The organism is Siphonobacter curvatus, from assembly GCF_002943425.1.
GTDB lineage: Bacteria > Bacteroidota > Bacteroidia > Cytophagales > Spirosomataceae > Siphonobacter > Siphonobacter curvatus.
Window position 1 is genome coordinate 2,295,936 of the sequence record NZ_PTRA01000001.1, and the last position, 23,445, is coordinate 2,319,380.

Below are 23,445 nucleotides of genomic sequence, written 5' to 3' on the forward strand. Positions count from 1 at the left end.
AGATAATCCTCATCCACAATCTCAAGGATCGAGCTGGATGTGGTCCCAGCTTCGGGGTATGGACTTTCCCTGCTCTGGCTTTGGCCGGGATGTACTGTCAACGGGGATGTAGGAGCCGGATTTGGGTTTTGATTTTCCATGGGTTTGCGGGTTATCTTTTGCTGGGTTAAAGCCGTTCAGGCGGGAGATCATTTTCATGAAATGTTCAGCTGCACTCTCGAAGCTATCCCACTGCACGTTGCGGGCACCGTTGTAGCGAATGAAGTGAGCGATGAGATCGCGGTAGTCCTCATCCGAGTCCCGTTTGATGGATTTGATTTTCAAACAGGCGTGCTCGCGGCACTTGGCATTTTCAAACAGCCATCCAGCGACTTCCAACGGAGAAGGGCCCACGGGGATGAGGTTTTTGATCTGCTCCCGATTGGCCTGAACAAAGTGCGGCGTTTCGCCTTTTTCAAAACATTCAGAATCGCCTTTTTTACCTTCTTCTTCTAAGTTTTCTTTTTTACTTTCTTCTTTACTTTCTACCTTATATAAAGCACTGAACCATAGTTCAGGGTTACCCTGAACTATGGTTCCATGTAATTCCGAACTGTGGTTCAGGGTAAGTTCGATTGACACTGAACTAGAGTTCATAGTAGAATCACTGTACCCTGAACTGTGGTTCAGCGTAGTTTTATCCGAACCTGAACTGTGGTTCAGGGTGAGTTCTAACGTATCATTGTATACGTCTGACACTGAACTACAGTTCAGTGTTCCTATTTTGATAATACGATTCTTGCCTCCACTTGTTACCAAGTAGCCAGCAGCTTCCAATTCTCGTATCATCAAAATCACATATCGTTCGCTAACTGAGAAATAAGCAGCAAAGTGTTTATTCTTTGCGGTACACTTACCATTGTCACGGCATAGCCCCATTACATGACCCAAAAAGAGCTTGTGAATTGGAAGAATGGGCAATGCCATAACTTCAGCAGGTACCCATATGCCGGTAGACTTACTCATAAGGCGGATTAAAACAATTCTGAAAGCGTAATGGATCGTTCTTTACGATAGATCGTAGCCTGATTCGTATCGTGCATTTTCATGAGCGTATACGCAGTGGACCGGGCCATGCTGAAACCAGTGGCTGCCTGGATAATACCCGCGACCATGACCATGTAGAGAAGATCATCCGACTCTATGTTCTGATCGCTCAGACATACAATCCGTTCCCGAGGCTTTACTCCTGCACGGATTAGATCAGACGACACCTTTTGCAGAGCAAGTTCTCTTAGCGAAGTATTTACGTCTGTCTCTAAATCGATACTCGCAAAAGGATTTGCTTTTAAGTCAGCCTCTCCATGGGTTTCTTCCTCCGCAACAGTCACCTGCGTTGTGCCTAACAATCCATCGATAATCACTTCGATGACCGCTGGCATGAGAAGCGACGTAGTCCAGCAATTGCCCAGTTGCCAGCCACTATCACCTTTACGAATGATCTTCTCTTTGACCAGAAAACTCCTATTCTGCAATTCCTTTAAAAGGCCGTCGGGCATACGAAACTGCTTGATGATGGCAAGCATTCCACCCTCTACCTTGGAGAAGTAATACTTGGATAGATTCTTATCCACCCAGCCTACAAACCCTTGTACATCCGGTTGATTGTTCATTGATTTATCAAATTAAGGTATAGTATTCCCTGCTCATCCGGACCGGCATAGCCAGCCGGAGAGTGTGCCATCCAACCCATTCCGTTTTCTAACGGATGAGCAGGGAATGAATGCGTTAGGCCGCTTTGGCTGGTTCGATGATTTCTAGTATTGGCGTTTTTTTGACTTCCAGAATCTCCCAGTCGGTAGACTTACCCCAGGCTGCAATTACGTCTGCCACCGCATCGAGTACGCTATTGGCCTGAACGAGTACCACCGTCTTGGTGAGCTTGATTTTCTTGCTCTTTTCGTTAAAGGTTTCAATCCCTACAATGGCCTTGTAAAAGGGCAGACTACTGTTTTTTTCATTGTAGATAATCTCTGACACCTTGTACTTGCGTACGGCATCCACGTTGACGCCGGATCCTGCGTACTGTACCGTGGTGGCCTCCGCGTCGGTAATGCTGACAGCCTCAGCTAAACGCTGATCTTTAAAGGTTTTCATCTTTCCCGAATGCGGGTCAACGTCAGTCCGGAAGGAGGTGGTTAAATATTTCATAGGTAGTTAAGTTTGGGATTCTAGCGACAAGGACAGGATTCGAACCTGCATTGGGTCACTTACGCTTTAGTGATTTCGAGGCTCTATCGTACACCTCTCAGTCTCTCGCTATCGCCGCCCATCCAACGATGATTAGATTGCGTCTACCCGTTCCGCCACCTTGTCCGTTTATTACTCTTCCAGTGTCATTCCCGGCCCGTTTGGCTGCTCCAGTAAAAGCAGCGTAGAAGGCAGGGAGTCTGCGAGTAGTTTATTCCTAGCCTGGAGCTTTTCGTTTTCCCGCCGCAGATCCTTGATCTCCTGCTCATAGGATTCGCAGCTACAAAATTTCAGGTTCAAAGCCAGTAGGATTCCGCTAACGATGATCCCTATAGGTAGCAGCCGTTTCACTGGCTTACCCAGCGGGCGGCTATCATTCCTACAATAAACACAGCCAGGCAAAACAGACTCCAGAAAACCGCCAGCAAACAATCCGGGGCGTTGAAGTAAAACGCGATCAGATACACCGTAAGGGCAAATCCGGCCAGCGTGCCGATAATAAACAGCGGAATAATACCGGATTCAAACTCCTCTTCAGTGGTCCGGATTCCTTTTAAAACCGCCCAGCTACACTTGCAGCGACAGGCTAAAGCTTTTACAAAAGGCAAAGAGGCGACATAGCTACGCATATCCCGCGTGGCAGAAAGAATGAGATGCATAGTGATAAGAATGAGGCGTTGATTAATAAAAACGGGCAATCAAAACACTATCGTAGGTAACCTGAACTTCGGTACGTTTGAGGCCTTCGACCACTTCATAAGTCGTTTTCGCCCGGTCGATTTCGCTGAGTCGCTGGATTTGCTCGCCAATAACTCGGAGTAGGAAATCAAAATCCTGTACTCCCCGTTTCCATTGCCAGTAAGCTTTATTCAAACTAATGAACAACGTTTTATAAGCGGGAATGAACTGAGCCCTGTACTTGTGGTAGTAGATGGCCTGGTACTTCATAGGTTTTATGGTGTGGTACACCGTTACGTTTAAGTGTGGATCGACGATGGTAATCAGGTACTGTTCCATAACGTTGCAATGATTTGGGTCCCTGTACTCGCCTTAGAGCAAAACCCCAAGGGAGTAGAAAAGCATACTTAAACGCTCGCTTACCGCCAAGTCAGCGAGTACAGGGCCCTTATGCGTGGAGAGCCTTACGGGACTTTGCTAACCAGAACTCTCGGTTGCGTTGTGCTTTGGCCTCAGGGGTATTGCGTTCAATCCATTTTTCAACTTCCGATAGCCGGGCTCCTTTGCTTTTCCCATTCAGAGCTATCGAAGGAAGGTACTTAGGATCCGTCACCGGTAGTTTCATGTACTTGCCCACCGTTTCGACACTTTTAATGTGGAGCCGATCGGCTATCTGAGCAATGGTCAGCACTTCTCCGTTGAGTTGATCTTTTAGGGTTTCAATTGATTTCTGGGCAGAGACTAACAGGGACAGTAGTTCCGTTCGCTGTTTTTTCGAGTAGACTGTCTACCTCTGCTGCTGTATAGATTTGAGCCATGATCTTATGCCAGGTACCGATTTAAGAATTTCGAATGCGAGTAACTTGATTGTCGGGCCAGGTGAGCAACAGTTCATATTCCGATTGTCCTACATTTTTACAATCAATCATTACTTTCACCGATGGGGCCCCTTCTCGGATAGGCTCAAACATTTGCACAAAACTTTCAACTGCAGCCTTCATCAGCCTACAGGTTGCTGACCTTTTGGCTTGTTCAATCTTCTTGTCGGTCATAGTGCCTAACATGGTTTGTTACTTAGGTTTCTAGGTTGCTTGACTTTCGTACGTAAAGGGCCTTAATTTTCAGGTGCATCTTTTGCAGCTCCTCAGTGCACCACGTAGCCACTTCTGTTAGGGTGGTCGACGGATTTACAATCCAGCTTTGAAGTGCTCTACGTCGATACTTTTTTTTCTTTTCCCCAAATTCCTGTTTCAGAAACCGATTCGTGAATTCTGACTTATCGTTAAAATTCAATTTCCGGTAATCCTCCACCCAGACCGGAAAAAGGCTCGTTTTCGCCGTTTGGTCGTAATTTGTTGGGATTTCCTTCATTTTGCATTTGTTTTACATCACATTGACATTACAAATATTTACATAATTTATGTATAATGAAATAATTTATGTAAATATTTTCACTTATCATGCTCTATAAAAATGCAAAATATTGAATCACAGCGCATTAAAGAACTAAGAGGGACTGAAACATTGAGAACTTTTGGCGAAAAGTTTGGTCTTTCACATTCTACAGTTGCTGCTATTGAGCAAGGGAAACAAAGTATATCGATACCAATGGCTAAGAAAATAGCTGATATTTATAATGTTTCATTAGACTGGCTGTACGGTCTGACCGACCAAAGGGAGATTAATTACATAAAAAATAACCAAGAATTCACAGGTACTGTTGCAGAAAGTAACCAAGAGCACAAAGGTGGGATGGGTGCTGATGGGTGGAGTCGCCTAATAGAAGAGAAAGACAAGCAGATCGAGCTACTGACTTCGTTTTTGAAAAACCGTGAACTAGACTTAGCGGATTGCAGAAATCAGGTATCCTACTTTAAGAATTTGTACGACCAGAGCTCTTCCTCGAAGTAACATTCCAAAATATTCGACGAGTGGTTTTGCTTCTATTTAATAACTCTTTACTATTGAACGTATATTCTTAATTTGCTTTTACAAGAGTAACCCGCAAATCTAAATTTATCCCAGTACTGTTAACCTTTTCATAGGTCTACAGATATACAATTAACCCAAGAACCTATTTCAAACACCTTTATTTGAACTCTATTATGTCCGCCAACCAAATTGATGCTCTTGAGCGATTGGCATGTCTCAAGGAGCAGGGTATTCTTATAGGATGGAAACATACTGATAAGAAAAATTTCTTCTCGACTTCTTTTACCACCCATCTACTATAGAAAAATTAGATAAACGGTTTTGTATTTATCTAGTAAGCTTCTAGTATTGAAAATTATCCATTTACTCAGAACTGTCTAAAAAACTTTACCTATACTCCTGTGTATTGCTTAATTTTCTTTGCATTAAAACTATTCTCAGGCTCAGCTTTTGAACTCTCACAAGAAATCAAGAGATCTGTTCTTTTTAAATTAGTAAACCTTATTGAAATAGAAACTAATGATTACTCCAATACCCACAGAGACACTGGAAAATTCTTAGTTTTTAGATACCACATTAGTCATAAATATATTAAGGATTCCAGTCACATATTTTCTCCTCAACGTCACCACACATGACAATGCCGAAACGTTCTCTCAAAAACCAAGAAATAGTTAGAATAGAGAGCTGGGGCTAAATCTCCGTTTATTTTGCTATTTATAAGAGAATACAAAACGTACTATGGGCTTTAGATACTTATAAAATAGGTTCAAAACATTCTTATACAGCATATGAAAGAGGCCTTTTATTTTGCTTTTCATCGAAGCTATAAAGAGTTTCGTCTATCTAATGGATTAAAATTGCAACGACTCATTTAAAGATGCACCTTGTTATAATTATATTTTTCTATTCACTTAAAATAAACACAAACCATGCAATCATTACAACCTGAAATAATTGGATTGATATCAGCTATAATTGGAGCCATTGGAGGTTTCATTGGAGGCATTCAATATCAAAAATCAAAAACAAATCAAAAAGACATTACATTGAATGCTGGAAATAATTCTAACCAGAACATTGCTGGTAGAGATATAAGAGGAAAATAAAATCATATGATAAGGGGAACCACTACTTTAAATGCTGGAAATAACAGCAAGCAGTATTATGCTATGAGAGACATTGTAAATAACAATGTTGAAATTCATTTTACAGCTTCTTTAAACCCAAACACTATTGGCAATTTATTAAACCAATATAAACATGAGTTACAGGATCCTAGCTTTAAAAGGCAAAATGATTTCATTAAGAGGCTACAAAGATTCCTTGTAAATATTTCTACAGCAAAAATCCAAACTCTAGAAGAAAAATTAGTAGAAGGTGGATTTGACGAGAACTTAGAGTATGCTCTCTTAACAAAAGAAGAATTTAGTAAATTTTTACTAGAATACAAATTCTCTCCTTCTATTCAAAATATTAATGCCATTTTTCTAGGGAAGATTTTTGACCAGTTTAATATGTTTATACTACCTGAAATAAGAAAAGGGACAGATCATATTGTTATTAATGAATTAATTAATTCAACAATAATTGCCCCAATTGAAAGCTTAATATTAGACAATGATTGCGATATCGATATATTGACACATCATATTAGAGGAATGATATTTTTTTTAACCGGCAAATGCCATATTAAATGGAACTAATATGCTTGTATATCATCCAAGTTTTGATATTTATCACACTGCCTATCGAATTTTAAAAATACTCTACGATAATAGAAACATCGAAATCGAAAAGGATAGAATGAGAATCATTGATTTCATTCTATTATTCCCTCAAGAGCTGAATAATTTCAGAGTCCCTCAAAATGCTAGCAAATTTAAAAATTTATATAAAATAACTACATACAATAAAATACCGGATAAGAATAGAGTTTTCCAGCAAACAAGAAGTTTTTATGAAATATCACTACAATGCTTGACCAGTAGGGACTTGTTGGATTTAGACCAATACAAACAAGGGATTTTGAAATTAAATTTAACATCAATTGATGATGGTTTAAAAACTGAACTTAGCCGTACTGACTTGATAGACCAAACTATCTTAAAAATAATTTATGATCATTTTATTAAATTACCTACAAAGGATTTAATTGAACGCACATCTTTAGTTGACAACAAATATGCAATCTATAAAAATCAATAAACTAGTTGTTTATAAAAAAAGTAGAATTGTTTATAGTCAAGATTATCATTCTGGGCTAAATATCATTAGAGGCAAAAATGGCTCTGGAAAATCCACTATCGCTAACTTCATGTATTATGCCTTAGGGGGAGATTTTATCAATTGGCTCCCTGAAGCTCAATCGTGCGACTATGTCATTATTGAAGTTAATATTAACGGGAAAATATTAACTTTAAAGAGATACATTGAAACAAACACCATGCAGCCGATGGATATATACTATGGTAAATACGAGAATGCAATATCTCAAAAACTAGACGGATGGAATAGATATAACTTTGGAAGAAAAGATGCTAAGGAAAGTTTTAGTCAAATAATTTTTAAATATTTAAATTTCACTGAAGTCTCAACCGAAAGTGGGGATTTTATCACTTTCAATCAAATATTAAGATTATTATATATTGATCAAATAACTCCTATTATTAACATAATCAAATCAGTAGATTTCGATAGCCCACTTATTAGGAGAACAATTGGATACTACCTTTACGGCTCACATGATGATTCTTTAGTAATTGACGAAAAGAATCTAAGGCTAAAAAAGAAAGAGATTAATGACTTAAAAAGTCAACAAAAAATTTTCGTAGATATTTATGATTCCAAACAACTAAATTCAACAGATATCGACAAAGAAATCAATAAACTTACAACACAATTAGAAAAATTAAATTCTTCAATAGAAAAATCACAAACATCTAGAAATACAGCATTTAGTGAAGCCAACAAAAAGTTCAATGATAAAAAAGATAAGTTGGTTACTCTCAAAAATGAATATATTCAAATTACCAAAGACATCAATACTTATAAGATTGAAATAAGTGACAGTATTGATTTTATTAACGAACTAAAGAGCCAATCTAAATCTTTAAATACATCAATTATAACTAGAAATATTTTAGGTTTAATGCCTGTTAGCTACTGCCCATCTTGTTTAGGTAAATTAAAAGAAAATACAGAACATAATACTTGCTCATTATGCGGCAATATACAAGAAGATGATGCCGTAAATAAAGCCACTAAGGTTAAGGAGGAAATTGATATTCAAATTAGCGAATCTGAGAGACTATTAAAACTGAGACAAGATCGCCTAATCAAGCTAATTGATTTAGAAAACAAAACCAAAACTAATCTTTATGAAACACAAAAAGACATAGACCTTTCTGTAAAAGCTTTTACCATTTCTTACGACTTGAAATTATCTGAGTTACTTACAACCAAAGGAGAAGTTAAAGTAAAACTTTCTCAACTATTTGAGAAGCGACAGAAAGCAATCAAGTTTGAATACATAAATGAGAAAATCAATACTTTAAATACAGATATTAGTTCTTTATTAAAAAGCATACAAAATAAAAGAATAAGTCAAAGCAATAATTCTATTAAAGTTGAAAACAAGATTCGAGATTATACTATAAAGATACTTAAAGAAGATTCTAAAGATGAAGTGTATGAATCATCATTCGTTGACCCAGAAAATGTCAATATAGATTTTGACAAAAATTCATTTTCTATAGATGGAAGAAGTAATTTTTCAGCAAGCTCAATGGTTGTTTTGAAAAATGCTATTAGATTTTCTATATTTTTTGCTTCACTAGAATTACCGTTCATGAGGTACCCTCGATTTATACTTTGTGATAACATTGAGGATAAAGGAATGGAACCCTCAAGAAGCCATAAATTTCAAAGGACAATTGAATCCATTGCTAAGAAATTCAATAAGGAAGATTACCAAATAATATTTACCACTTCGATGATGGATGAGTCTTTGGATATAGATAAATACACCGTTGGCCCCTCATATAACGGTAGCAATAAATCATTAGATATTCAACCTATTAATAAAAACACTGAACCATTATCTACGAATGATCAGCGTCCTAATCTAGATTCAGACAATGACATGGATGAACTATTTAGTGATTTACCATTCTGATCTATTTAAAATTAAATTCATTTTTATTATAGAATCATATCATATTCATTCAATCTTTAATTATCGCTCTGTGTACTTAATCAGGTAATTTTGAGGAATATTAAAACATTAATCCTTAATTATATAATTGTAAGTTTAATAAATTTTTGATCTATCTATTCAATAAATTAGTTCCCATATTTTATTGAAATTTACTTTTGCTTAGTTTTAATGGCTTATTCTTAATTCACTAATAGTAGATTAGCTCAACATGAGGTATAGTCATAGTTTTATTGTAATTCAAAGAGTGGCGGCTCTTTTGTTAGCTACTTGTTGCTGATCTCTTGCTGCTTGCATAATGTGCACATTAGCATAATGTATCTTTCATTTTGCTGAGTACGCTGTTCAAGGGTAAGCTCTGTATCTGGCATAGTGAGACCTCGAACCAGAAGAGACTCTATGTCTTTTTGCCAAGCATCGGCTAGTTGTAATTCTAATAATTGATTTAAGTGTTGAGTACAGCGGTCATTCATAGTGGACATAGTAAAGCGGTGGTAAAAAATTGATCAGCCTTCCTTAGTTAAGAGGAATCAAACATAGCCCATCTCTTAATGAATGTCAATACATTTGAATAATATTTTTACACTTTGTCTATGTTTTTGCTTTAAATATTTAAAGCATCAATCTACCTATGCATCATTTTTTATCCAAGATTAACCATTCCCAGTATCTTTTACTCGGTGTATTTCTCGTATTAACTGGCTGTAAAAAGCAAGAGGCTCAGCCTGAACTCCCTTTGAACGCGGCCTTGGGTTACCCTTCGCAGGCCTCGAAAGTGTATGATTACAAAATTGCCGAACGTTTTTTGGTTGAAAAACCTGAATACAGTCTGTGTTATTCAGGACCCGATGCTGCCGCACTCTGGGCTTCGTGGCATTTACAGAAAAGTGATTTAGGTAACGCCGTAAGACAAGATTATTTTAGAATGGACCCAGAGGCAACCTTTGCTATTGTAAAACCTAATGACTTCACAGGAACCGGATTTGACAGAGGTCACCTCTGCCCATCAGGCGATCGCACTTCCAGCCAGGCAGCTAATTCCGCTACATTCCTTATAAATAATATCATTGCACAGTCGCCCTCGCTAAACCGAGTCGTCTGAAATGATTTGGAAGAATACTGCCGCAAACGGGTAAAGGAAGGCAATGAAGCCTATATCTATGCTGGTGGAAACGGAAAAGGCGGCTGGGGCACAAACCCTACAACCATGTATACTGGGATTTCCTTAAGTTATTACGAGGGCAGATTTTCCATGACAGTATATGAAAGCTGCTGGAAGGTTGCCCTCATCCTACCTGAAGGAAGCGATGACCTCAATAGAATCTCAAAAGAAACAGTGGAGGTTATTGCCGTCAACATGCCTAATAGCATGGAAGTAGCCGGAACCACCTGGCAAAAATGGAAGCTTTCGGTTAAGGAGTTAGAAAGCTTAACCGGATTAGACTTTTTCTCAGCCTTGCCGCAGTCAGTTCAAGATAAATTAGAAAAGTAATCGATCAATTCTCCAAATAACTCCGTCTAACAATGAAACACTTGTTTACCTTTCATATCTTCACTATTTCAACGTAAGATACCTCTGCTTAGATAGGCATTAGCACCTATACGCCTCACCCAGCAGAGTTATTAAATGTTGCTTCAAGTGACAGGGGCATTATTATAACAAGGGTTACGGAAGATAACAGACATGGAAGTCCAAGAAAGCCCACTGTTATTGAAGACATACTAATTTATACTACAGATAGTGAAGCAGGTATCTACATGAATAATTTCAACTCTTGATATTAAAATGAATATAATAAATGGCATGATTTAAACAGAGCGCAGCACAATTCTTGAAATAAAACTTAGGTTTATAAAGCATTTAGTAACTTATATTAATTACCTAATAAAATAATAACAAACTAATAATAATTTTAAATCACATATAAAAAAGCAAACATAATTTATAAATAGGTATATTTATCTAACGATATCTCAATTTTATGTTATTACAAAAACAAATCTAAATATTCAATATAATGAATCCCAAAATTGTAATAAACAAAAACATCTCTTATAAAGATGTAGATTATTGCTACGAAGTACTTTACAATTGTATTGCAAAAAGTATAACTGTTGATTTTGAGTTGCCCTCAAAATTTGAAAGCAAAAATATAGGGATGGAAATTATAATTTTACAACTATCAATAACATGGTCAAGGTCATTCAAGGATGGTAATTTATTAATAAATCTATATAATAATATAACTAGTATAAATAACATTTACGATAACGAAATTCTTTTTCCAATAATCACATACGCATGGAACAGACATAATATATTAGATAATACTGGAAAATATGATCTTAAAGGATATTTAAGAGTACCTAATAAGGAAATACATGACAAAATGCTAAAAGCATTACCATTAAAAGGTCAGAAATTATTATTAACATCTTTTGATCATCTGCCTAAAAAAAGAGGCATACTACCTTGTTTTGAGCCAAATGGAGAGTACATTGAAAATGAACAATATCTCCTAGAAAATCTACATAAATCATTATACAACATTATTAACTTATCTACTATCACAAAACATAATTATAGTAAAGTCAGCATGCCTATAGTTAATATAATTTATGAGCTAATGAAAAATACATATGAGTGGGCGAAAACTGATGAAAATTCAATTCCCTTAGATCCTAATATTAGAGGACTATATATTCAATTTATTAGAAAAGATAGGCAACAATTGATTCAAACCTCAACAGAAAATCCGGGTTTAGTAAATTACTTCAATAGCTCAGCTTTAAAAGAAAATAGTATAGGAGAATTATATCTTGTTGAAATCACTGTTTTCGATAGCGGTCCTGGATTTATTAAAAAATTTGAATCAACAAATGATGTACCAAATATTAATAAATTGAATATATTAAAAAAATGTTTAACTAAGCATATGACCTCAGACCAAAGTATTTATAAAGATGTGAAAGGTCTAGGTTTAGACAGAATTTTAAGAACATTAAATAATAAAGGATTTTTGAGAATTAAAACTGATGAATTACACATTTATAGAGATCTAATAAATACCCCATATGTCAATACTTCAAATAGTGAGGATATAGATCTATTTGATTGGACTTCTAATGAAAAAAACGAAATTATTCAAAACTATTATTCTCACGGTTCCGTCCTTTCTATCATCTATCCTTTGTCATAACTCATTATGAATAATATATATATCTACGAATTTAAACATAAAGAAAAAGTATTAGAAGTTTTAAAGGAAATTTCAACTACTGTAATCTTTTGTTCAGGAAAAACTCTTAATCAATCAGAAATCGTAAAAGAAATCAAGGATTTCTACCAATCTAATTACCAAACTGACAAGATTGTAGTGATTGGCGGTCTTTACCTTAAAGACCAACTAATAGATATTTTTTCGACAAAAATTTTAGATACTTTTAAATATATACCTAAAAGAGAGGAGTCATATTTAAGAGATAATATAACGATATACACATTTGACAAAAATAGAAGCCTCACTGCAATCCAAGGTAAGGCATCTGACAAATTTAAATCGAAATATATTAACGAGGGTTTACAAAATATATTCCTTAAACGAGGTGGAATAGTTGAAAGTGCAGGATTACATCACTTTGTTTTTCCATCAGGGAAGCATTGCAATAAATTTTTAAGAACGGGGAATATACTACTAATTAGTTCAGAAATATATTTTATTGCATTCACCCTTTTAAACAGATTTAATGAAGAAATACATAGCAAAATATATTGCGATACCTCTTCAATTAATGTTATAGCTTTTACTCTAATTGAATTAAAACATAGATTAAAAAAATCTTTTAAAAATGATATATCAGTAGAAAGCTTTAGTTCCTATGATGGAATACAGAACAACTCTATTAGCTATCACAAAAACTCATTTTTTATAATTTCAGCATCAACTTCAGGAAATATTGTCGAAAAGCTTTTAAAAAATAATCCAATTATAGAAAATGATAATATTGTAATCCTATTTTATTTAGGGGAAAGTGGCAATATCAGAAATAACATAATTTGCGACTTAACTATTAGCAATAAAAATCAAAATGGTATTAAAGAATTTGAATCATATCAAAAGGATAATTGTGCATTATGCAAAACTGGTTCATATGCCTTAAGTGTATTTGGCGATGTCTTTTTATTAGATAGTCCTAAAATAAATAAACATATTATAACAGTTAATGATGCAAATCCAAATTTGTCAAAATTTGTCCAACAATTTAAGTCAGTGAACCGTATTAATACAATTTTAAAAGTCAATTATAAAGAAAATACTTCTACAGAAGCATATGAGATATTTATAGACTATTCTGAAATAATTAATGGTATTAGGGAGAATAAATATCCAGAATATAAACAAAAAATCAATCATTACATTGATCAATATGTACCAAGTAATGTTAGGTATATAGTTAATTTACGCGATCAGGCATCTAAGGATTTATCTATGTATATATATGATCAAATTAACGAAAATTACACTCATGAAAGAAAACCTCAATTAATTGATCAGAATAGTATAGATAGCATAAACAGTGAAAGTACAGGAGCAGTTATAGTTGTAGGTTCTTGCATATCTAATGGGAAAAATTTACTTTATTTAAGCAGAGCTCTTAGGAAACATGAAAATTTGCGAATTTTGTACTTTATAGGCTTAACCAGAATGCAGAATGAGGGTAGCTTAAACTTTTTAATTAGCAATTTATCACACGGCAACTATGGTAAAAATACCAATTCATTTCATAGCATTGAAACTATGCCATGCGATAATAGTTCTAAATTTAATTCTTGGCTTTCCGAAATTGAATTTTTAAAAGAGTTAACTTTATTCGTAGAGGATACCTATGGAAACAATGCTTTATTTAAGTCCTTTATCGAAGAAAGAAAACAGATAATATATAAAAGTTTAAGCAATACGCAACGAGGGTTATCTAATAATCTATTTTACCCTAGATATAAGTTTCAAACAAACGAAACTGAAGAACTTATACTAAGAAAGAATTTTGCATTTTTTAATTTTGACAATTACTACCAACATGTAAGTCAATCAGATGTATATTTTACTATTTCAAATATTATCAATCAGCTTAGAAGTTCTAATGGATCAAAACAATTAATACAATCTCCCTATATCAGAAATCTGCTTGATCCAGCAAATTTTGATCGCTTCAATGATGGCATAATACAAGCTTCTATCCTCCGTTGTGCAAGACCAGAAGAACTCAATTATTCATTAGATTTAGTGGCTTCACAAGCCATGTCAGCAACCTTAGAAACATTGATTCGATATAATACTCAAGAACAGGGTGAAGCCTTACTAGAATTTCTATATGCTATTGCTAATAAAAAAATGTCACTAATGAAAGAACATATTTTAAAAACCTTTTCATCAGAAAAAACAACTTCTTTACATCCCTTTTATAAAATGTTTACTGATTATATTTTAGCTAATATTATTTAGCTAATTCAAATAGTAGTTCAATATGATGTTTCATAGAGATCTTCTTAATACCTCCTAGACCAGGAAAATATTCTGATTTATGATTAGATCTGAACTCATTAGTTCCATCCGTATTATCTCCAAATCTTCGTCCAGAGTTCAAAAAATCAATTAAATGATTTAAAGCTTCCAAATATTTACCAGCTTGATTTGATGGTCCATCTTTTCTATCAGATAGAAAATGGAACATCTTATTTTCACCATTCTCTGTTACTGTATAATGTATAACAACTGCATGCGGGTTTCCAGAACGTCCGTTATTATATTTCTTACCTACTGATAAAAAATCACTACAACCATAATATCCTTGTTGTTTGTAAAGGAAAACATTCTGACAATAATAGTCTTCTTGTGGATAATCTTTATTAGTCTTATGCTTGACAAATCCATCCCTTAATATGATTTTCTTGTTAGCAGGAAATGATATTCTATAGTTAGGCATTGTTTCGTCTTCATCAAAAATATTATACTCTATAGATTCATCATTTTCAATAAATTCTATTAATTCATCCTGATCTTTATAGTTAGTATTGTGTATGATAACCTTTTTAAAGTTAGTATAGCCTGTTAAAATATTTATTATTTTTGAAATAGGTTCATCTTTATCTAATATGATACCAATATAAACGTTATTTAAATTTCCGCTTAGCAAGGGAAGAATCGTATTTTCTACTTCATTATCTTGAGTATGGTTACCAACCTTCGGATTAATTATCAATACAAACGGAAATCTACCTTCTCCTAGAAGTTTATACGTTTCTAAGTTCTCACCAGAAGTATTAACTGGTTCTATAATAGGTAAAAAGGATTCGCTTTGTACTAATCTTTCATTTGTTTCTAAAAGGGCGAGAAGCTCAAATTTTTTACCTCTGAGATAGGGCATGTACATAAGGCGGAAATGGTTTGGAGTTAAAAGTATTATGTAGTTGTGTACATTCAGCCCCTGTGAAGTGCTTTCCTAAACATAACATCTTTAGAGCTGCTCCTACACTTTTAACCAAGTCTAGCTGCTCATCTTTTAGTTTACGCTTACGCAATACCTTCACAAAGCTTTCGTGTGCTTCGATATTAGGTAATTGTTTAAATAAATTCAAGCAATAATCATATATTTTTGTATTGGGCATATTGGGAACCTTGTCAAACTTCTCTCTTATTAGTGAGCAATACTCTGCTTTCCTTAGTGATGAAAACATAGCTGCATGATTTAATTGGCCGACATTAGACCTGGCTTCTTTAAGTGTGAATAGTCTGTTATTTTGGTTTAACACCATAAGTCCAGCTGATTCAGGCAACAGTCTTTCAACCTTTACTGCGAACGCTTCATGGGTGACCACGAAAGTTTTATCAAACATTTCCGTGTAAGAGTTCAACTGAACGGGTAATCGGCTTAGTGAGTCTAGTTCCGTCTTAATTTCATAAGCAGTAGTAGTCCCGTTGACGATTAATAAGTCTAGTTGGGAAATACCAGCTCTAAATTCCGAGAAGAGAATGGCTTTCTTTAAAGAGTGCTTTTTAAGCAGTAACTGATTAGCTACCGTATTCTTGTAGACGTATTCGAAACGATAATTCTGAGAAAGGTATTTGTAGATGAGTTCCAACGTCTGCTCTACTGTTGCGTAAGTAGGTAAACGGTGAATTAGCCCTGTTTCATTCAATATTTCCTTTAACTTGTCCTGATAAGAATTCGTCAGATAGTCGTTAAGAAAGCTAGTAGTAAATACAGTAGCTAGCTTTTTATTGAAGGTCGGGTCAATCTTTGAACGCATGGATGTAAAGTGCTAGAAGTGGGTAACTTCTTCTATAAACTGCCGTAAAAGTAAGACCAGACCTGTTCAATCCGACTTTATTAGACATGTTTTATAAACGATTACCTCTAAATATTTATTGAGACGGCTAGTTTGTAGCTTGCCATATCCTTAGCAATATCGGTAGTTTGTCTAAGCAAGAGTTAACTTACCTTTAGAAGGAGGAGCTCCTTACATTAGCCTTTGCAAATCTTATAATCTTTAGGATGTCATGAACGCAATAAACTATACGCATCCTATATTTACACCAACATCCTACTGAATATCAGATCATTAATAATATTTTATTTAATAAAAAACAAATTTTATTTTTTCGACGTTTGTATCAACAAAGCTATAATTATCGTATTATTGCTTGTAACGTACCGTGAGGAGAGAGTCAGAGGGGCTGGAGGTACTTCACCTTTAATTAGTAAAGGGTATGAAAGCTCCACTTTCTAAAGAGATTGCCAAGGTCCTAAGGAATGATGCTTCAGCGAATAAATTGATCAGTACGATCATAAAAGCCAGAGAGTCGAATAAAGGGGTTGCTGTCACGGTAGATGGAAAGACCCAAGTGTATCGATCTTCTGGGAGTTATCATTCGTCAAGCGTTGGTAAGAAAAAATGATTTGTAACGCGTGAATTTTTTATTCGCCACTGTCCTGGTACTACTCATCGTGGCACCAGGACTTACTTTTTTTAGGGCTTATTATTCTGGATCGTTCTCACATCGCTATGGAAGGCTCACCATATCCGACCAAATCTTTAGGTCGATTGTTCCTGGGATCACTGCACAGGCCATTGCTATCCTTTTCGTTAACGAATGTCCACTCTTAGATTCAGTAGATCTGCGAATTCTTGGTATGCTGCTAATTGGGCCCAAGGATGATGCTACTGTTAAAGAAAGCTTTCAAGTAATCGAGGCGTCCTTGGGAAGAGTAATTACCTATCATTTATTGTTAATTCTACTGGGAGCTTTGTTAGGCTGGAGAGCCCGCAGCTTCATACGTCGGAAAAAATTCGATCGCAGGTTGAACTGGCTTCGCTATGATAACAAGTGGTTTTACTTATTAAAAGGTGAAGTGGTAGAATTCAAAGATGGGGAAGATATCTTTGGTTTTTCAGATGCAAGTCTCATCCGGTTTGTTATTGTAGATATACTAACGAAAGTAGAAGGAGGCAATGTTATCTACACTGGTGCACTCTATGACTTTGATTTGGAACAGGATGGCGGCTTGAAAACCTTGCACATAAGAGCCGCTCAGCGAAAATTTGTCAAAATTGCGGCATCCCTATCTAAGGACTCAGAAACTACCCCTGACACCTTACAAAATATGGAGGAACAGGAATCTGTAGACGTAGTTTCAGAATCGCTTCAGGCCGAAGAACTAGAATCGGAATATCAGGAAATTCCTGGAAAGCTCTTGACTATTCCCTATAGCCAAATCATTAATATGAATATTTCCTATTATGTAGTGGAAACAGAAGTAACTAACACTACTAACGGCGTTGAACCTTCTGACATCAGAGAGGTGTAGTTCTAAGCTTTTGTTCTTGACAACCTTGTTCTTAGAGTTTATGTTTGCATAAGCAAGGCAGCACCTACAACCGCACCTTACTTAGACCTCCATAGCTTACATTGCTGATTATCAATTTGTTTATAGCACATAACTGTGTCTCCCCAACGTCACAGTCAAAAACCCGTTCTGGAGCAATCTGAACGGGTTTTTTCTTGTCTTAATGGGTTGTGGTAAGTGCGGTCCTGTCGATAAGATCACCCCGGGATCTGATCCTTCTTACGTCTAGTTACAGGCAGTACGGCTCAAAACTATAGTAAAACGATGGCTTGTCGTTTACTACCGCTAGTCGCTGGCTCACGGCTACCTTCCCTCTAATCATCTTTTTCGGTTTCATTCAATGTACTACACTGAGAACCAGGCACTAATTTACCTTTTACATACCTCAGAAAGGTTACCGTCACCGATGAAATTCTACAATAGCTACTAAGCTTTCCTGTTCGGAAAATTCTAAGAACAAAAATGGAGTAGCGTACGCAGAGCTAAATGTTTCCTTCATTCTCAAAGAATTTTAGCCTTGGACTGATAATACGTTTACCATAAGAAAAGAAAACAGCATCCTAATTCCCCTTTGTGACAACAAGAATTGTTTTGAATAAAATCTTCGATGATTTATTCCATTATCTTATATCATCTATTAATACTCAATTAGTAACTTACCAGTCCTAATACAGGGGACATCTGAGAGTTTATTGATACTACTTCCAGTACCTAATTACGAGTTTTCCAATCCAAATTAAGATATAAAATAGCATGAGACGTCAGTTTTCACTTCCGTTAAGCAAAAGCCGTTTTCCCGACCTGAAGCGACTTTCTTTTGCCTTACAGGCAGCTCAAGTAGGAACCTGGGATTTGGATTTGGAACGAAGGCAAATCTGGTGGGATGAGCGATGCCGAGAACTGCACGGGTTTATTAAAGAAGTAGAAGTTCCCTATAAAACGTCATTAGAGTACATCCACCCCGACGATCAAAAACGGGTAGATCAGGCGGTTGCCTGGGCCCTAAATCCCAAATCTCTAGGTGACTACGAGATTGAATTCAGAACCATTGGTGGCGAAGATTATAAGCTACGTTGGGTACATAGCAAGGGACAGGCCTTTTTTGACGAAAACGGAAAGCCCTATCGCTTTTCAGGCATTATTCAGGACATCACCTCGCTGGTACAGGCCCGTCAGCAATTAGAGGCTAGCGAACGCCACTGGCGTAGCATGATTGAAAATTCTCCGGCCCCTACCGCCGTGCTCATCGGACGTGAAATGAACGTTCAGGCTTCTAATAAAGCAATGCTTGAAATCCTCGGTAGAGATGAAACTATTGTAGGCAAAAACCTTCTTGACGCTATTCCTGAATTTGAAAGTCAACCGATGGTCGGCCTGGCCCTAAAAGTTTATGAAACGGGTTACATTTATCATGATCCGGAAGGCGGAGTGGCTATTTTGAAAGACAGCTGTTTACAAGAATATTGGTTTAACTACACCTACACGCCATTAGTCAACGAGAAGAAAAAGACATACGGCGTAATGGTTACAGCGATTGATGTTACAGCCCTGGTACACGCTCGCCGTCTATTAGAAGATAAGTAGAATCACTTTAAGATCTAAACCTAATTACATGAGGCCTACAGATCAAAATTCTTACAACAGATTCTCTACAAAGTCAACGTCATAAAATGTGGCTTTCCTATATTTAAATCAATCTTTAAATCTTCATCAAGATTATATTAGTGACTAAAAGTTTTTAGCCTTTTTTCCTTGCTTATAAATCTCATTGGCTTGGATACTAAGATACTTGTAACTTATATAATCTTGCTGAAATTTTAAAGGTACCTAATCCGCAAGCTAAGCTACCCAACTCCATTTTTTCCCTAACACACTCTGAGTTAACCCAATAGGATTATTCGTAAATCGCTCCTAACGGGAACCAAGACACTTTGCTTGCCGTTTGTTAATCTTAATTCTTGTACAAATCTGTCATTACTTAGTAATATTTTGTACTTTTTTTAGGTAATGGTATAGCCTTTTAAGGTATACAGAAAAAATATAGCTCAATGTATAGGTTGATCTGAATATCTTTTCATCTGATTCTACTATAATGTTGATCAAATTTATCATTAGCTAATTCAGAATTAGCTCATTTTTGGTCCAGTGACGTTTTAGATTCAGGAAAATTCATACGATTGCTGGTAAAGAACGTGGTGATTTGATTGACATTTGGTAGTAAAATACTCTAGATTGTTAAAAATAAAGCGATTATAAACTATTGTTAACATTTATTGATCATATTTGACGTATAGTCTTAATTGATTTACTTGTAAACACTTGTATTACCCAAACCCCTTTTGGTTTCCGGAAGGGGTTTATTGCGGGGCTTTTCTTGCTTTTCCTTTCTCTATCACAGCTTTTTCTACTAGGATGTAGTCCGTACATCTACAGTTGCTTTATTTCCTATCCAATGATCAGAGGAATTTTCTCATAGAATTCTTAAATTTGCGAATTATTTGAAAAAGGATTAGTATAACCTCATTGGCCTTGCTGGTGAGGTTTATTGTAGTCGGCGAAAAGAATGCATTTTGGACCGAATTTAACTTGAAAAAAATCGTTAGTACTAGCTGAGTTATAGTCTGAATACGAACTCATTAGTGTTTATCGAAGCGATCATTCCCTTATTATCCCCCCTATGCTTGATTTCATTGCGATAGATTTTGAAAATGCTAATAATGCTAGATCCAGTGCCTGCTCTTTAGGCATTGCAGTGATAGAGAAAGGTGTTATTACCGATGTAAAGCATTGGTATATTAAGCCCTATCCCTTCGAAATGGGCTATTATCAGCAACGTGTCCATAAGATTACGCTTGAATCCCTTACCCTTGCTCCTGCTTTCGATGAGCTTTGGCCAGAAGTCCTTCCGTATTTAGAAGGCAAAACGGTACTTGCCCATAATGCGGCGTATGATTTAAACCTGTTACGGGGATTATTTGAGCACTATCACTTGTCTATTCAGGCCCTGCAATACGCTTGTACCGTAGACATGGCTCGTAGCACCTGGCCAAATGAACCGAAGCATTCGCTGGGTTACCTGGCTTATTATAACCAGCTCACATTCACGCACCACCGGGCCGATGATGATGCACGTGTCTGTGCCCAGCTGGCCCTACGGATGGCTGAGTTACACGAAGCAGCCGATCTTGACGACCTCATTTACCGTACCAAGGTCAGCAAGCGGAACTTCGACGGTACCTATGCTACCTTAAAGCCTCAGCCTCGTACGCGACGAAATACGCCTTTCATTCCGAACTTGCATACAGCAATAAACCATTCACACCCGTTTTACGGAAAATCAGTCGTATTTACGGGTGACCTTAGTGCGTTGGGACGTACGGAAGCTCAGCAGCTGGTCTGGCAGTGTGGTGGTATTGCGGCGAAAAATCTTTCTTACGCTACCCACTATATGGTCGTCGGTAAACAGAATGCTCAGTTAGTGGGGGAAGAACTGATATCTTCCAAAATGAAAAAAGCGGAAGAACTCCTCAGCCGTGGTTTTCCGCTGGTTATTCTGAATGAAGAAGAATTTCTGGCCATGTTGTAAGTGTTTTATTTGGCTTTAAATACCCATTTTTTTTCGGTAATGAGTGCCTGTTGCATGGCGTTAAACAATTCTTTATCGTCTTTAAAGATCATCTGATCTACCTCGTAGCTTTCTACTTCTACGGTGAATGCCTTTTGCATGAACGGCCAGGGCTCTACCCCAACCGTTCCACTACTCCGTTGAAAGATATAGTAACTGGTGCCATCGGGACCGGGACTGATTTCCAAGCGACGTTCACCCGCCGGAATCTGGTCCTGGCAAAGAATCAACGATAAAGCATCGCACCACTGGATAAAGCTGTACGCGTATTCAGCCTGCTCCTGGGTAATCTGATAATGAGCACACCAGTCTTTCTGATTTCGCTTCTGTTCGTCCAGGAAGTCATTCAATTCCTTACTGACTCCCCGTTTGGGTTCGTACAGGTATGAGGTATGCATGGATACCATCAGGGCGTTCCAGCGGCTTTTTTCCAGACCAATCTGAATGACGTTACGACACTGCTCGACGGAATACTCCATCATTTGAAAATTCAGCGGTGCTCCCGCTTCATTCAAGTGGTTTTTGCCTTCCCAGGGTTCCTGTCCATCATCATGTTCGGTAAGAGCCACAATGGTCTTGATCCAGTGCATGGGCCTCTTCTTAACGGGCCACTGTAGGGCTAACTGAAGAGCCAGCATACCGTGAGCCTGCTGATGAATAATCTCCCATCCCGAAGAAGTTGGTTTAACAATCATACCGTACGTTTTTATTTAGGTCAGTAAGATTACAAAAGCTATACCCAGGCAGAAGGACACGATCAAAAACGTGTCCTTCTGCCTGGCTTACGAAGAGGTGATTACTGGTTCTGCAAGTACTCCAAAGCAGCCTGTCCGACAAATTTTCTACCGGGATTATTTCCCTGCATCCACTCTTCTGGTGGAAATAACGAAAACAGCCCCATTTTCACCAAAGCGGGTATGGCAGCCCGAAATTCGGTCTCTACTTTTTCGCTTTTCGTAAGATTGTATAAGTCGATGTTGTGCAGCAGCGTCGCCAGGGTTCCGCTGGGTTTACTTTCTTTAGCTGGCGTTGCGGGTTGCCTCAGAATCTGCTCATTGATTCGGGACAGTTCGTCGATATTGGCAAGATTCTCGTCCATAGCTTTATAGGTTTAAGTGGAATACGCGGGAGTTTAATCGTGATGTACCTTTCCTCCTTAAAAAAGTAAGCCTGATCCGTATCGAATCAGGCTTACTGGTTAACCGTACAACAAAGCTCGGTCTACTTCTTTGATTATGAATTCAAAATCTTCCGGCCGATTGACGTAATCCAGGTGGTTCACGTCCAGAATGAGCAATTTCCCATCGGTATAGCTGGCAATAAATTCTTCGTAATGAGCATTCAGATCGGTCAGGTATTCCACACTCATATTCAATTCATACTCCCGTCCCCGTTTCTGAATCTGATGCAGCAGCTTGGGTAAATCCGCTTTCAGGTAGATCATTAAATCCGGCGGTTTCACCACATCCATCATCGTTTGAAAGAGCGAGAAGTACGTCTCGTAATCGACCGTACTCATGTAGCCGGACCGATACAGATTTTTGGCGAAAATGTGAGCGTCTTCATAAATCGTACGATCCTGAATGATGCGTTTGGTCGAATGCATGATCTGTCGGGCCTGATCAAATCGACTTCGCAGGAAGTAAATCTGTAAGTGGAAAGCCCAGCGTTCCATATCCTCGTAAAAGTCAGCGAGGTATGGATTATTTTCAACAGCTTCGTAGAAAACCTCCCAGCCAAAGTGCTCGGCCAGCATGCGAGCCAGGGTGGTTTTCCCGGCTCCAATGTTACCGGTAACGGCAATATGCATGAGGGAAAAAAGTTAAGAATACGGATCACTAAATTTTGGGGCAACAAA

At 37.0% G+C, this 23,445-nt stretch carries 22 protein-coding genes, 1 tRNA gene and 1 pseudogene; 11 read left to right on the forward strand and 13 right to left on the reverse strand.

Translation table 11 applies throughout. From position 1 onward, the window contains the following. Window positions 1–21 precede the first annotated feature (21 nt). The 8 genes from C5O19_RS09510 to C5O19_RS09540 all read right to left on the reverse strand — a co-directional run bounded on the left by C5O19_RS09510 (window position 22) and on the right by C5O19_RS09540 (window position 3,598). Complete coding sequence (locus tag C5O19_RS09510) at window positions 22–1,005, reverse strand: helix-turn-helix domain-containing protein (RefSeq protein WP_133163337.1); 984 nt, start codon at window positions 1,003–1,005, stop codon at window positions 22–24. 8 nt (window positions 1,006–1,013) lie between these two features. After that, window positions 1,014–1,652, reverse strand: coding sequence for a hypothetical protein (locus C5O19_RS09515; protein ID WP_104711622.1), 639 nt, complete (start codon window positions 1,650–1,652; stop codon window positions 1,014–1,016). Between the two features lie 115 nt (window positions 1,653–1,767). Further along, window positions 1,768–2,190, reverse strand: coding sequence for a DUF4494 family protein (locus C5O19_RS09520; protein ID WP_104711624.1), 423 nt, complete (start codon window positions 2,188–2,190; stop codon window positions 1,768–1,770). A 24-nt stretch (window positions 2,191–2,214) separates the two neighbouring features. After that, a tRNA-OTHER gene (locus tag C5O19_RS25995) sits at window positions 2,215–2,355 on the reverse strand. 6 nt (window positions 2,356–2,361) lie between these two features. Then, window positions 2,362–2,580, reverse strand: coding sequence for a hypothetical protein (locus C5O19_RS09525; RefSeq protein ID WP_104711626.1), 219 nt, complete (start codon window positions 2,578–2,580; stop codon window positions 2,362–2,364). Continuing rightward, window positions 2,577–2,888, reverse strand: coding sequence for a hypothetical protein (locus C5O19_RS09530; protein ID WP_104711628.1), 312 nt, complete (start codon window positions 2,886–2,888; stop codon window positions 2,577–2,579). The genes C5O19_RS09525 and C5O19_RS09530 overlap by 4 nt, the downstream gene beginning before the upstream one ends. A 22-nt stretch (window positions 2,889–2,910) precedes the next feature. Then, on the reverse strand, window positions 2,911–3,246 hold the full coding sequence (locus C5O19_RS09535; protein WP_104711630.1) for a hypothetical protein: 336 nt from the start codon (window positions 3,244–3,246) through the stop codon (window positions 2,911–2,913). A 109-nt stretch (window positions 3,247–3,355) separates the two neighbouring features. Next, complete coding sequence (locus C5O19_RS09540) at window positions 3,356–3,598, reverse strand: hypothetical protein (protein WP_104711632.1); 243 nt, start codon at window positions 3,596–3,598, stop codon at window positions 3,356–3,358. Between the two features lie 782 nt (window positions 3,599–4,380). Between C5O19_RS09540 and C5O19_RS09555 the strand changes: the two genes are divergently transcribed. The 8 genes and pseudogenes from C5O19_RS09555 (at window position 4,381) to C5O19_RS09595 (ending at window position 14,559) form a co-directional block, all read left to right on the forward strand. Beyond that, window positions 4,381–4,818 (forward strand): helix-turn-helix domain-containing protein, encoded by a 438-nt coding sequence (locus tag C5O19_RS09555; RefSeq protein ID WP_104711637.1) that lies wholly within the window; start codon window positions 4,381–4,383, stop codon window positions 4,816–4,818. A gap of 953 nt (window positions 4,819–5,771) precedes the next feature. Continuing rightward, window positions 5,772–5,948 (forward strand): hypothetical protein, encoded by a 177-nt coding sequence (locus C5O19_RS26000; RefSeq protein WP_165795991.1) that lies wholly within the window; start codon window positions 5,772–5,774, stop codon window positions 5,946–5,948. A gap of 63 nt (window positions 5,949–6,011) precedes the next feature. After that, window positions 6,012–6,545, forward strand: coding sequence for an ABC-three component system protein (locus C5O19_RS09560; RefSeq protein WP_133163338.1), 534 nt, complete (start codon window positions 6,012–6,014; stop codon window positions 6,543–6,545). A gap of 1 nt (window position 6,546) precedes the next feature. Next, complete coding sequence (locus C5O19_RS09565) at window positions 6,547–7,047, forward strand: ABC-three component system middle component 5 (protein WP_104711641.1); 501 nt, start codon at window positions 6,547–6,549, stop codon at window positions 7,045–7,047. Then, window positions 7,025–9,016, forward strand: coding sequence for an AAA family ATPase (locus C5O19_RS09570; RefSeq protein WP_104711643.1), 1,992 nt, complete (start codon window positions 7,025–7,027; stop codon window positions 9,014–9,016). The genes C5O19_RS09565 and C5O19_RS09570 overlap by 23 nt, the downstream gene beginning before the upstream one ends. A 670-nt stretch (window positions 9,017–9,686) precedes the next feature. Beyond that, window positions 9,687–10,547, forward strand: a pseudogene (locus C5O19_RS26255) (DNA/RNA non-specific endonuclease). Window positions 10,548–11,073: 526 nt separating this feature from the next. Beyond that, entirely contained in the window at window positions 11,074–12,255 is a 1,182-nt protein-coding gene (locus tag C5O19_RS09590) for a hypothetical protein (RefSeq protein ID WP_104711651.1), read from the forward strand. Window positions 12,256–12,261: 6 nt separating this feature from the next. Further along, window positions 12,262–14,559: a hypothetical protein gene (locus C5O19_RS09595; RefSeq protein ID WP_104711653.1), complete on the forward strand. Its 2,298-nt coding sequence runs from the start codon at window positions 12,262–12,264 to the stop codon at window positions 14,557–14,559. Here C5O19_RS09595 and C5O19_RS09600 read toward each other — a convergent pair. Continuing rightward, window positions 14,552–15,481, reverse strand: coding sequence for a sce7725 family protein (locus C5O19_RS09600; protein ID WP_133163339.1), 930 nt, complete (start codon window positions 15,479–15,481; stop codon window positions 14,552–14,554). The two genes, C5O19_RS09595 and C5O19_RS09600, sit on opposite strands and share 8 nt — an antisense overlap. Beyond that, window positions 15,462–16,364, reverse strand: coding sequence for a sce7726 family protein (locus C5O19_RS09605; protein WP_104711657.1), 903 nt, complete (start codon window positions 16,362–16,364; stop codon window positions 15,462–15,464). Before C5O19_RS09605 ends, C5O19_RS09600 begins: the two co-directional genes overlap by 20 nt. Window positions 16,365–17,023: 659 nt before the next feature. On the opposite strand from C5O19_RS09605, the gene C5O19_RS09615 reads away from it, so the two are divergent. From C5O19_RS09615 to C5O19_RS09625, 3 genes are all read left to right on the forward strand, one after another. Beyond that, window positions 17,024–17,923: a hypothetical protein gene (locus C5O19_RS09615; protein WP_104711660.1), complete on the forward strand. Its 900-nt coding sequence runs from the start codon at window positions 17,024–17,026 to the stop codon at window positions 17,921–17,923. A 792-nt stretch (window positions 17,924–18,715) separates the two neighbouring features. Continuing rightward, window positions 18,716–19,546: a PAS domain-containing protein gene (locus C5O19_RS09620; RefSeq protein WP_104711663.1), complete on the forward strand. Its 831-nt coding sequence runs from the start codon at window positions 18,716–18,718 to the stop codon at window positions 19,544–19,546. 1,093 nt (window positions 19,547–20,639) lie between these two features. After that, on the forward strand, window positions 20,640–21,548 hold the full coding sequence (locus tag C5O19_RS09625) for an exonuclease domain-containing protein (RefSeq protein ID WP_104711665.1): 909 nt from the start codon (window positions 20,640–20,642) through the stop codon (window positions 21,546–21,548). Window positions 21,549–21,553: 5 nt separating this feature from the next. Here the strand turns inward: C5O19_RS09625 and C5O19_RS09630 are convergent, their stop codons facing one another. From C5O19_RS09630 to C5O19_RS09640, 3 genes are all read right to left on the reverse strand, one after another. Next, the gene (locus C5O19_RS09630; RefSeq protein ID WP_104711667.1) at window positions 21,554–22,282 is read right to left on the reverse strand and encodes a DUF3891 family protein; all 729 of its coding nucleotides are present in this window, start codon (window positions 22,280–22,282) and stop codon (window positions 21,554–21,556) included. Window positions 22,283–22,383: 101 nt separating this feature from the next. Then, window positions 22,384–22,686: a DUF7709 family protein gene (locus C5O19_RS09635; protein WP_104711669.1), complete on the reverse strand. Its 303-nt coding sequence runs from the start codon at window positions 22,684–22,686 to the stop codon at window positions 22,384–22,386. Between the two features lie 99 nt (window positions 22,687–22,785). Beyond that, window positions 22,786–23,397 (reverse strand): deoxynucleoside kinase, encoded by a 612-nt coding sequence (locus tag C5O19_RS09640; protein WP_104711671.1) that lies wholly within the window; start codon window positions 23,395–23,397, stop codon window positions 22,786–22,788. Window positions 23,398–23,445 lie beyond the last annotated feature (48 nt).

Excerpts from the sequence above, each read along its gene's own strand:
- C5O19_RS09510 (WP_133163337.1), bottom strand. The coding sequence starts at position 1,005 with ATGAGTAAGTCTACCGGCATATGGGTACCTGCTGAAGTTATGGCATTG.
- C5O19_RS09515 (WP_104711622.1), bottom strand. The coding sequence starts at position 1,652 with ATGAACAATCAACCGGATGTACAAGGGTTTGTAGGCTGGGTGGATAAG.
- C5O19_RS09520 (WP_104711624.1), bottom strand. The coding sequence starts at position 2,190 with ATGAAATATTTAACCACCTCCTTCCGGACTGACGTTGACCCGCATTCG.
- C5O19_RS09530 (WP_104711628.1), bottom strand. The coding sequence starts at position 2,888 with ATGCATCTCATTCTTTCTGCCACGCGGGATATGCGTAGCTATGTCGCC.
- C5O19_RS09535 (WP_104711630.1), bottom strand. The coding sequence starts at position 3,246 with ATGGAACAGTACCTGATTACCATCGTCGATCCACACTTAAACGTAACG.
- C5O19_RS09555 (WP_104711637.1), top strand. The coding sequence starts at position 4,381 with ATGCAAAATATTGAATCACAGCGCATTAAAGAACTAAGAGGGACTGAA.
- C5O19_RS26000 (WP_165795991.1), top strand. The coding sequence starts at position 5,772 with ATGCAATCATTACAACCTGAAATAATTGGATTGATATCAGCTATAATT.
- C5O19_RS09560 (WP_133163338.1), top strand. The coding sequence starts at position 6,012 with ATGAGAGACATTGTAAATAACAATGTTGAAATTCATTTTACAGCTTCT.
- C5O19_RS09565 (WP_104711641.1), top strand. The coding sequence starts at position 6,547 with ATGCTTGTATATCATCCAAGTTTTGATATTTATCACACTGCCTATCGA.
- C5O19_RS09570 (WP_104711643.1), top strand. The coding sequence starts at position 7,025 with ATGCAATCTATAAAAATCAATAAACTAGTTGTTTATAAAAAAAGTAGA.
- C5O19_RS09590 (WP_104711651.1), top strand. The coding sequence starts at position 11,074 with ATGAATCCCAAAATTGTAATAAACAAAAACATCTCTTATAAAGATGTA.
- C5O19_RS09595 (WP_104711653.1), top strand. The coding sequence starts at position 12,262 with ATGAATAATATATATATCTACGAATTTAAACATAAAGAAAAAGTATTA.
- C5O19_RS09600 (WP_133163339.1), bottom strand. The coding sequence starts at position 15,481 with ATGCCCTATCTCAGAGGTAAAAAATTTGAGCTTCTCGCCCTTTTAGAA.
- C5O19_RS09605 (WP_104711657.1), bottom strand. The coding sequence starts at position 16,364 with ATGCGTTCAAAGATTGACCCGACCTTCAATAAAAAGCTAGCTACTGTA.
- C5O19_RS09620 (WP_104711663.1), top strand. The coding sequence starts at position 18,716 with ATGAGACGTCAGTTTTCACTTCCGTTAAGCAAAAGCCGTTTTCCCGAC.
- C5O19_RS09625 (WP_104711665.1), top strand. The coding sequence starts at position 20,640 with ATGCTTGATTTCATTGCGATAGATTTTGAAAATGCTAATAATGCTAGA.
- C5O19_RS09630 (WP_104711667.1), bottom strand. The coding sequence starts at position 22,282 with ATGATTGTTAAACCAACTTCTTCGGGATGGGAGATTATTCATCAGCAG.
- C5O19_RS09635 (WP_104711669.1), bottom strand. The coding sequence starts at position 22,686 with ATGGACGAGAATCTTGCCAATATCGACGAACTGTCCCGAATCAATGAG.
- C5O19_RS09640 (WP_104711671.1), bottom strand. The coding sequence starts at position 23,397 with ATGCATATTGCCGTTACCGGTAACATTGGAGCCGGGAAAACCACCCTG.